The 9,346-nt window shown below is 67.1% G+C and carries 7 protein-coding genes; 5 read left to right on the forward strand and 2 right to left on the reverse strand.

Annotated elements, in window-relative coordinates:
• Positions 1 to 20 precede the first annotated feature (20 nt).
• Positions 21 to 746 (forward strand): fumarylacetoacetate hydrolase family protein, encoded by a 726-nt coding sequence (locus B378_RS0115510; RefSeq protein WP_017344681.1) that lies wholly within the window; start codon positions 21 to 23, stop codon positions 744 to 746.
• Between the two features lie 36 nt (positions 747 to 782).
• Here B378_RS0115510 and B378_RS0115515 read toward each other — a convergent pair whose 3' ends face one another.
• Positions 783 to 1,670, reverse strand: coding sequence for a hypothetical protein (locus tag B378_RS0115515; RefSeq protein ID WP_017344682.1), 888 nt, complete (start codon positions 1,668 to 1,670; stop codon positions 783 to 785).
• A gap of 113 nt (positions 1,671 to 1,783) precedes the next feature.
• On the opposite strand from B378_RS0115515, the gene B378_RS0115520 reads away from it, so the two are divergent.
• The 4 genes from B378_RS0115520 to B378_RS0115535 all read left to right on the forward strand — a co-directional run bounded on the left by B378_RS0115520 (position 1,784) and on the right by B378_RS0115535 (position 8,168).
• The gene (locus B378_RS0115520; protein ID WP_017344683.1) at positions 1,784 to 2,890 is read left to right on the forward strand and encodes a hypothetical protein; all 1,107 of its coding nucleotides are present in this window, start codon (positions 1,784 to 1,786) and stop codon (positions 2,888 to 2,890) included.
• Positions 2,891 to 3,081: 191 nt separating this feature from the next.
• Positions 3,082 to 5,334 (forward strand): NADP-dependent malic enzyme, encoded by a 2,253-nt coding sequence (locus B378_RS0115525; protein ID WP_017344684.1) that lies wholly within the window; start codon positions 3,082 to 3,084, stop codon positions 5,332 to 5,334.
• Between the two features lie 66 nt (positions 5,335 to 5,400).
• Entirely contained in the window at positions 5,401 to 6,216 is an 816-nt protein-coding gene (locus tag B378_RS0115530) for a MarR family transcriptional regulator (RefSeq protein WP_017344685.1), read from the forward strand.
• Between the two features lie 746 nt (positions 6,217 to 6,962).
• Positions 6,963 to 8,168, forward strand: coding sequence for a Cdc6/Cdc18 family protein (locus B378_RS0115535; protein ID WP_017344686.1), 1,206 nt, complete (start codon positions 6,963 to 6,965; stop codon positions 8,166 to 8,168).
• A gap of 102 nt (positions 8,169 to 8,270) precedes the next feature.
• On the opposite strand, the gene B378_RS0115540 is transcribed toward B378_RS0115535, so the two are convergent.
• Positions 8,271 to 8,831 (reverse strand): TATA-box-binding protein, encoded by a 561-nt coding sequence (locus B378_RS0115540; protein WP_004046033.1) that lies wholly within the window; start codon positions 8,829 to 8,831, stop codon positions 8,271 to 8,273.
• Between the last annotated feature and the right edge of the window lie 515 nt (positions 8,832 to 9,346).

The following is a 9,346-nucleotide window of genomic DNA, read 5'->3' on the forward strand; positions in this document are numbered from 1 at the left end:
CGCAGCGCGGACGTTCCCGCATGCGACTCGCTCGACTGCTCACGCCGGACGGACCCGTCGCCGGCCGCTACGTCGACGGCGCGGTCGTCGCCGACGACGGCCGCTACGAGGTCGGTCGCGACGGGCGACTGCTCCCGCCCTGTGACCCCACCGCGCTCTACTGCGTCGGTCGGAACTACGCCGAGACGCTCGACCAGATGGAGTACGAGCGCCCCGAGGAGCCGGACTTCTTCGTCAAGCCGCCGGCGAGCCTGCTCGCGCACGGCGAGCCGATCCGCTATCCGGAGTGGACCGACGAGCTGACGTACGCCGGCGAACTGGTCGCGGTGATCGACGAGCGGTGCCGCGACCTCGACCCCGAGGAGGTCCCGGACGCCGTGCGCGGCTACACGGTCATGAACGACGTCGACGCGCTCGACCAACAGGGGCGGACCGCGCGCAAGGCGTTCGACGGCTCGGCGCCGCTCGGGCCGTGGATCGAGACCGACGTGGACCCGACGGGACTCGACATCGAGACGACCGTGGGCGGCGAGAGGAGACAGGACGCCAACACGGAGCTGATGTTGTTCGGACCGTACGAAATCGTCTCGTACCTCTCGAAGCGGTTCACCTTCGAGCCCGGCGACTGTATCGCGTTCGGTAGCCCCGCGAATCCCGGTCTCGTCGAGCCCGGCGAGCGCGTCGAGATCACCTACGAGGGGGTCGGCACGCTCTCGAACGCGGTGGTCGCGCCGGACCCGGAGTAGCGTCTCCGAGTTCAGCTAAGCGGGCGTCGACTGAGATCAGCTGCCCGCGGGGTCGAGGTCGTCGACGCTCGCGTCGTCGATCAGGTCGTCGGCGTTCGTTAGCGCCGTCTCGTCGCCGGTCCGGACGTACGCTCCGAGCGCGTCGGCCGCCTCGACGAGGGCGTCCGCGGCCGCGGGCGGCACGTCGCCACCGAGGGCGTCGACGCGCGTGACGCGGTCGCGGAGGCGTTCGAACGCGTCGCGGGCGGGGCCGATCCTCGCTTCCGGATTCTCTCCGTCGACGGTGACCGTCGGGGCGTCTTCGTCGCTCTCTGTCTGGTCGATTTCGGCGTCGTTGCTTTCGGTATCGCCGCTTTCGGCGTTGTCTCGGTCGGCGTCGTTTCGGTCGGTGCCGGCTTCGAGTTCGTCGAGGAAGTCGAGCGCGTCGCTCCGGTACGCTTCGACCGCGCGCACGGCCGCCATCCCGCGGGCCTCGCGGAGCGCTGTCGGGACCTCGTCCGCCGGCGGTCGGTCGCCGTCGTCGGCGCCGGCGAGCAGCGCGAGGAGGTACTCGCGGTCGGCGTCGGTCGGGTCGCGCAGTCGCTCGAAGCAGTCGACGGCCTCCAGCAGTTCGCGGGCCGCGAGGTACGTCTCGTCGAGCGGGGCGAGCCGGCCGCCGTCGATGAACCCGCGCTTCCGGCAGTACTCCCGGAGGTCGGACTGGAGATCGTCGGTCCCCGACCGGGGGAGGGTCTCGGGCGCGTCGCCGAACCGCTCGCGGTGGGCGGCGAGGTCGAGCGAGGCGGAGGTGTCGGTGTGGGCGGTGCGGGCGTCGACGCCGACGCTGCGGAGGTCGCCGCAGCTTGGACACGCGACGGAGCCCGTCTCGTAGTACGACCACCGCGTGCCGCAGGACTGACACTCGCGTTCACCGCGGACCTTCATACCGGGCGGTTCGTCGCCTCCGCCCTAAACGACTGCGGGTCGACGGTCAGTTCGCGAAGCGAGCGACGGTGTCCGTGGCCAGCCTATTTGACGCTCTCCGGCGAACGGTCGGTATGACTTGGCACGCCGTCGACGCGCTCGACCGCGCCGTTGACGCGACGCGGCGGCTCCTCTTTCCCTTCGAGGCGGTGCGGTGGGTGAAGCTCGCGTTCCTCGCGCTCTTCATGCTCGGCGGCGGCGCCGGGATGTCGGGCGGGGCGACGTCCTCTCTCGGCGCCCCCGCTGGCGGCGTCGGCGCTTGGAACGACGTCGCCCCGGACTCCGGCGAGGCGGTGCCCTCGGGCTTCGAAGGCACCGTGAGCGCGGGTTTCGAGCGTCTCGCCGAGCTCGACCCCGCGCTGCTGGCCGGGGTCGCCGTCGGTGTCCTGTTCGTTGGGGTCGTCCTGTTCGCGTGTTCCATCACCTTCCGGCTCGCCTTCTACGACGCGCTCGCGACGACCGAGGTCGCGATCTGGCGGCCGTTCCGCGACCGGTTCGGACAGGCGCTGGGACTCCTCGGCTTCTCGCTGGTAACCGCGGTCGTCACCGTGCTCCCCGCGGCCGCGCTCGCGGTGGCGCTCGACCCCGACGCGCTGCGAGTCCTCGGCGTCTCCGTCGGCGCGCTCTCCGGGCGATCGCCGGCGGCCACCTCCGCGTTCGCAGTGTTGGGCGCGCTTGCGGCCGCCGTCGCGCTCGCCGGGACCGTCGTTTCACGGCTCACGTTCGAGTTCGTCGCGCCGGCGATGGTCGCCCGAGACGTCGGCGTCGTCGACGGGTGGCGGGCGGTCTGGGCGTCGTTCCGCGGATCGTGGGCAGAGGTGGTCGTCTACGTCGCGGTTCACTTCGTCCTCGCGGCCGGTGTCGGGATCGTTCAGGCCGTCGCCGTCGCGTTCGTCGGCGGCGGCGTCGCGGTGGCGGGTCTCGTCGCGCTCCTCCTCGCGGCGGTTTCCCTCGGCGGCGTCGAGGCGCTGATCGGGACGACCGCGGGGGTGATCGTTCTCGCGACCGTTCTGGGTTGCGCGGTCGTCGCCGTCGTGGTCCTGACGCTCCCGGTCACCTTGCTCGTGAGGACGTACCTGACCGCGTACGAGGTCTCGACGCTTGCCGGGGTCGATCCCGACTTGGCCCCCTTGTCGACGGCGCTCATCGCGCGCGACGAATCGGCATCAGTGGGGGAGTGATTCGGTGGTGATGGCGGGCTGCTGAGGGTGATTCTGTGGTGATGGCGCATCGCTGGGGGGAATTTATCGATGGTCGCGCGTCGTCAGGGTTCTCGGCATCGTATAGCGAACGTCGAATGATCGTCGAACGTCGAATCGTATATTCGACACCATAGGATACCTTTTTACTCCGTTCACGAATGGAGAGAGACATGGGATTAGACGACGACGCGCGGGAGTACCACCGACAGGAGCCGCCCGGAAAGATAGCGATCGAGACCACGAAGCCCACGAACACGCAGCGAGACCTCTCGCTGGCGTACTCGCCGGGGGTCGCGGCGCCGTGTCGCGACATCGCGGCCGACCCAGAGTCCGTCTTCGAGTACACGGCGAAGGGGAACCTCGTCGCCGTTGTCTCGAACGGCTCGGCCGTCCTCGGGCTCGGCGACATCGGCGCCGCCGCCTCGAAGCCCGTCATGGAAGGGAAGGGCGTGCTGTTCAAGCGGTTCGCCGACATCGACGTGTTCGACATCGAGCTCGACATCGACTCCGTCGACCCGTTCTGCGAGGCGGTGAAGGCGATGGAGCCGACGTTCGGCGGGATCAACCTCGAGGACATCAAGGCGCCCGAGTGCTTCAAAATCGAGGAGCGGCTCCGCGAGGAGATGGACGTTCCGGTGTTCCACGACGACCAGCACGGCACCGCGATCATCTCCGGCGCGGCGCTGATGAACGCGGTCGACATCTCGGATAAGGACCTCTCGGAGCTCGAGATCGTCTTCTCCGGCGCCGGTGCGTCGGCCATCGCGACGGCCCGGTTCTACGTCTCACTGGGCGCGCGCAAGGAGAACATCACGATGTGCGACTCCTCGGGGATCATCACCGAGAAGCGCGTCGAGGCCGGCGAGGTCAACGAGTACAAGAGCCAGTTCGCCACGCCCGTCGAGGACGGCGACCTCGCGGACGCGATGGCGGGCGCGGACGTGTTCGTCGGGCTCTCCGTCGGCGGGATCGTCTCCCAAGAGATGGTCCGCTCGATGGGCGACGACCCGATCATCTTCGCGATGGCGAACCCCGACCCGGAGATCACCTACGAGGACGCGAAAGAGGCGCGCGACGACACGGTGATCATGGCGACTGGCCGGTCCGACTACCCGAACATGGTGAACAACGTGCTCGGGTTCCCCTTCCTGTTCCGCGGGGCGCTCGACGTGCGCGCGACGGAGATCAACGAGGAGATGAAGGCGGCCGCCGCGGAGGCGCTCGCCGACCTCGCGCGCAAGGACGTCCCGGACGCGGTCGTGAAGGCGTACGGCGACGAGCCCCTTCAGTTCGGCCCCGACTACGTCATCCCGAAGCCGCTCGACCCCCGCGTGCTGTTCGAGGTGGCGCCGCGGGTCGCGGAGGCGGCGATGGAATCCGGATCCGCGCGGACCGAGATCGACTTAGAAAAGTACCGGGAGCGGCTCGAAGCGCGGCTCGGGAAGTCCCGCGAGATGATGCGGGTCGTGTTGAACAAGGCGAAGAGCGACCCGAAGCGGATCGCGCTCGCGGAGGGCACCGACGAGAAGATGATCCGCGCCGCCTACCAGCTCTCCGAGCAGGGGATCGCGGAGCCGGTGCTGCTCGGCGACGCCGACACCATCTCGCAGACCGCGGCCGAACTCGGCCTCTCGTTCCGCCCCGAAGTGGTCGACCCCGACGACCGCGACGTCTCCGGGTACGGCGACCGGCTGTACGAGCTCCGGAAGCGCAAGGGAATCACGAAGCGCGAAGCTGACGACTTGGTGAAGCGGGACACGAACTACCTCGGAAGCGTGATGGTCGAGACCGGCGACGTCGACGCGATGCTCACCGGGCTCACCCACCACTACCCGTCCGCGCTCCGGCCGCCGCTCCAGATAGTCGGGTCCGCGGCCGACACCGACACCGTCGCCGGCGTGTACATGCTCACGTTCAAGAACCGGGTCATCTTCTGTGCGGACACGACCGTCAATCAGGACCCGGACGCGGAGACGCTGGCGGAGGTCACGCGACACACTGCCGACCTCGCGCGCCGGTTCAACGTCGAACCGCGCGCGGCGATGCTGTCGTACTCCAACTTCGGGAGCGTCGACAACGAGGGGACCCGGAAGCCGCGCGACGCGGTCGACATCCTCCAGTCCGACGACGCGGTCGACTTCCCGGTCGACGGCGAGATGCAGGCCGACACCGCGGTCGTCGACGACATCCTCAACGGGACCTACGAGTTCTCCCAGCTCGACGAGGCCGCCAACGTCCTCGTGTTCCCGAACCTCGAAGCCGGGAACATCGGGTACAAGCTGCTCCAGCGCCTCGGCGGCGCCGAAGCCATCGGGCCGATGCTCGTCGGCATGGACGAGCCGGTCCACGTCCTCCAGCGGGGCGACGAGGTGAAAGACATCGTCAACCTCGCCAGCGTCGCGGTCGTGGACGCGCAGGAGTAGTTCATCGGTCGCAGCCCGGCGCTCGGCACACCAATTTTACTTGTTTCCGACTACGACAGTATTGGTATGGGACCGAGCGAGGATCCGGACGAACCGACCGGGCCGCGAGTGCTCGACAACAGGCGCGACGCGACTCGGTACCGGGTTCTCGTCGAGATCGCCGCGCGACAGCCGGCGGTGAGCCAGGAGGAGATCGCCGACGTCATCGGCGTGACGTCGCAGGCGGTCAGCGACTACGTCCGCGATCTGGTCGACGGCGGGTTCGTGGAGAAGCGCGGTCGCGGTCGGTACGAGGTGACGAAGGAGGGCGTCGACTGGATCATCACGCGGACCGACGCCCTCTCGGAGTTCGTCTCCCGGGTGTCCGACGACGTCTTGGGAAGCGTCGACGTCGACGCCGCGGTGGCGACCGACGCGCTCGCGGAGGGGGACGACGTCGGACTGGAGATGCGCGACGGCGTGTTACACGCCGTCCCCGAGGGCGGCGCGGCGGCGACGGCGGTCGTCGTCACGGGCGGCGAGGCGGGAGAGGCGGTCGGCGTCACCGACTTCGAAGGCGTCGTCGAGTACGACCCGGGCGTGGTGACGGTCGTTCCCGTCCCCGCCGTGACTGAGGGGGAGCCTCCTTCTCCAGACGTGATCAGGGACCGTGCCACCGGGGCAGACCTCGTCGCGGTCGGCGGAACCGAGGCCTACGCCCTCGCGACCCGTACCGGACTGCGGCCCGACGTGCGGTTCGGGTCGGCGACGGGCGTCTCTCAGGCCGCCCTTCGCGGCCTGGACGTGCTCTTGCTCGTGTCGACCGACGAACTCTCTCGGCACACGACTCGGCTCCGCGAAGACGGCGTGCGGTACGAGGTTCGCGACTCCCTCGACCGCTGAGTCCGTCACTGAGCGCGAGTGCGAGCGGGACGCCGTGCGGGTCACGCGCGGGGCGACTCACAGGTAGGTGCGAATGGTGAGTGATATGAGCGGAGAGACACACCGTGTTTCCGGTGAAATCGGGGTGTGGCTGGGTGCGGTCGGTGCGTGGGCGGGACATGTCGTCTGAGAAACCGCAGTTTCTGACCGTATTAAAACAACAGGTTTTATTACCCGTCTCAGAGTAAAGCTCGCCAAGCCAAGTTGGCGAGTGCTCGCCGAGCCATGACGGGCGTTTCACCGGAAACGTGGTCTCTCCCGTGATGGTGTCGACCCTCAGCTCGTCGAACACCGTGTTTCCGGTGAAACCGGCCGACGATCGTCCCCGTTGTTAACCTCGTTCACTCAGTTTCGGGCCGCCTTTCCCTCCGGTGTTGTCTGCTGACACCGCCTCCACGTGCTCTCGTCGTACTCTCGTTAACTCGCATCCGCTCTCGTTAACTCGCACCTGCTCTCGTCGTCCGTTCACCCCATCAGTCCTCTCTCGACCTGTCTCCCTGGATCTCTCCCAACCCACCCTTCCTCAGGCCTTTCCCAGCTCATCCCTCCTCAGACCTTTCCCAACCCTCCCCTCCCCAGCCCCCGTTTTCACCGGAAACACGGTGTGTGTCTCGACGGACCAACCCGTCCCCCGACCGCCCCGCGCCCGCGCCCCACACGCGGCCGCGAAACAGAACTCATTTCACCGGAAACCCGGTGTCTCTCTCATGGACGCAGCGGACGACCTCTTCACGAGGGAGGACCCCATCTTCGCGAACAAGGAGCTCCTCGAGATCAGTCACCTGCCGGGCGAGGGCCGAATCGTCGGCCGAGACGACGAGATCGCCGACTTGGCGACGGCGGTCAATCCGGCCATCTTCGGGCAGAGCCCGAGCAACGTCCTCATCTACGGGAAGACTGGTACGGGGAAGTCGCTGTGTGCGAAGTACGTCTCCAAGCGACTCGTCTCGACCGCGAGCGAGGAGGGCGTCACGGCGACGTTCGCCTACGTCGACTGCGCGCAGGACACCACGGAGACGCAGGCGGTCCAGACGATCGCCGAGGGCGTCAACGACCCCGAGGAGACCGGAATCAACGTCCCAGACAAGGGGCTCTCCACCTCCACGTACTACAAGCGGCTCTGGCGGATACTCGACCAGCGGTACGACGTCGTCCTGATCCTGCTCGACGAGATCGACAAGCTCGACGACGACGCCATCCTGATGCAGCTGTCCCGCGCGGGCGAGGCCGGAAAGATCACCGACTGTAAGCTGGGCGTCGTCGGGATCAGCAACAAGATCCAGTACAAAGACCGGATGGACGAACGCGTCAAGTCGAGCCTCTGCGAGCGCGAGTTCGTCTTCCCGCCGTACGACGCGAATCAGCTACGGGAGATCATGCAGGCTCGCGCGGACGCGTTCCACGACGACGTACTCGAACCATCGACGATCCCCCGCGCCGCCGCGCTCGCCGCGCGCGAACACGGAGATGCGCGGAAGGCCATCGACATCCTCCGATACGCGGGCGAGATCGCACAGGCGAACGGGGAACCCACGGTCCGCGAGGAGTTCGTCACGCAGGCGCGCGAGCGAGCCGAAACCGACCGCTTCCGGGAGCTCATCCGCGGGTCAACGCCCCACTCGCGGTACGTGCTTCAGGCGCTCGCGCTGCTCTCGCTCTCGAACGGTCGCCAGGACGGATTCCGGACGAGTCGCGTGTATGAGATCTACGAGAACATCTGTCGACAGGAGGGCTCCGATAGCCTCTCGCTGCGACGCGTCCGCGACCTCCTGAAGGAACACGCGTTCCTCGACATCATCGAACAGTCGAAACACAGCGGCGGCAGCGCCGAGGGGAGCTACACCAAACACCAGCTCCTCGAGGATCCGAGCGTCGTCAAAGAGGTCCTCACCGAGGACGACGCCGAAACGTAACCGAACCGTACTCGCCCGCTCGACACTGACTGACGGCCGCTCGACACCGATTACCGCCTTATACCGAGGCGGTGGGAACCGAACAGACCGATCGATTCAACTTCAGCCGAGCAGGCCAAGCCCTTCGATGCGCTCGACGATCTCCTCGACCGCTTCCTCGGCGTCGTCGGTCCGCTTGCCGCCGGTGATAACGATCTTTCCGCTCCCGAAGAGCAGAATGACGACTTCGGGTTCGTCCATCCGGTAGACGAGCCCGGGGAACTGCTCCGGTTCGTACTCGACGTCCTCGAGGCCGAGCCCGATCGCGAGGGCGTTGAGGTTGAGGTTGTGCCCGAGGTCCGCGCTCGACACGATGTTCTGAACGGTGATCTCCGGGTCGTCTTCGACGGGGATCTGGAGGCCGCGCAGCTTCTCGAAGATGATCCCGAGCGCCTCGTGGACGTCGTCGATACTCTTCGCGCCCGTACAGACGATCTTCCCCGAGCGGAAGATGAGCGCGGCCGCCTTCGGCTCCTGGGTCCGGTACACGAGGCCGGGGAAGTTGTCCGGGTTGAAATCCGCGCCCGGGAGGTCTTCCGCGAGCGCCTCCAAATCGAGCTCCTGACCGATACCCGTCGATGCAACAACGTTCTGAATCTCGATCGAGTCTGCAGGGTTCGTCATCGTTCGCTTTTATATGTGTCCCCCTCCCTTATAAACGCCCGTGGTATAAACGACCGGTCCGTCCCGAAACGGATTGTCTCTCATCCCGCGTACGCGTGAGACCCCACGTAGCCTGAGCTACTATGATATTATTCTGATATATTGCCCGATCACGAGTTCCTATCCGACCGCTCGCTGGCGCCGGCCGTCTCCGGTCGTCACCACTCACAGATGGATCAACTCGTTGTGAACTGTCCCATGAAACCGCATGACGTAGCGTAGATGCTTCGACGGGGTTAAATACAACCCGGGCATTCGAAGAAATGCGAGGCGCCCCCGCCGAGGGGGCACCGACCGGCCGTTGACGCGGCCGGTCGAAGCGTTCCGACGTGCTTAAGTGTATAAGCCCGTTCGGTCAATACGCGAAGAACGCACCGCGGACTCGGGCCGTTCAACTCGGCCCGGTTTCGCAGAGTCGGCTCGTCCGACTCATCCGATGAGGATCACGCCCCCTGCGCTCCGGCGTAAGCGGTGAT

Source organism: Halorubrum sp. T3, assembly GCF_000296615.1.
Lineage (GTDB): Archaea > Halobacteriota > Halobacteria > Halobacteriales > Haloferacaceae > Halorubrum > Halorubrum ruber.

Excerpts from the sequence above, each read along its gene's own strand:
- B378_RS0115510 (WP_017344681.1), top strand. The coding sequence starts at position 21 with ATGCGACTCGCTCGACTGCTCACGCCGGACGGACCCGTCGCCGGCCGC.
- B378_RS0115515 (WP_017344682.1), bottom strand. The coding sequence starts at position 1,670 with ATGAAGGTCCGCGGTGAACGCGAGTGTCAGTCCTGCGGCACGCGGTGG.
- B378_RS0115520 (WP_017344683.1), top strand. The coding sequence starts at position 1,784 with ATGACTTGGCACGCCGTCGACGCGCTCGACCGCGCCGTTGACGCGACG.
- B378_RS0115525 (WP_017344684.1), top strand. The coding sequence starts at position 3,082 with ATGGGATTAGACGACGACGCGCGGGAGTACCACCGACAGGAGCCGCCC.
- B378_RS0115530 (WP_017344685.1), top strand. The coding sequence starts at position 5,401 with ATGGGACCGAGCGAGGATCCGGACGAACCGACCGGGCCGCGAGTGCTC.
- B378_RS0115535 (WP_017344686.1), top strand. The coding sequence starts at position 6,963 with ATGGACGCAGCGGACGACCTCTTCACGAGGGAGGACCCCATCTTCGCG.
- B378_RS0115540 (WP_004046033.1), bottom strand. The coding sequence starts at position 8,831 with ATGACGAACCCTGCAGACTCGATCGAGATTCAGAACGTTGTTGCATCG.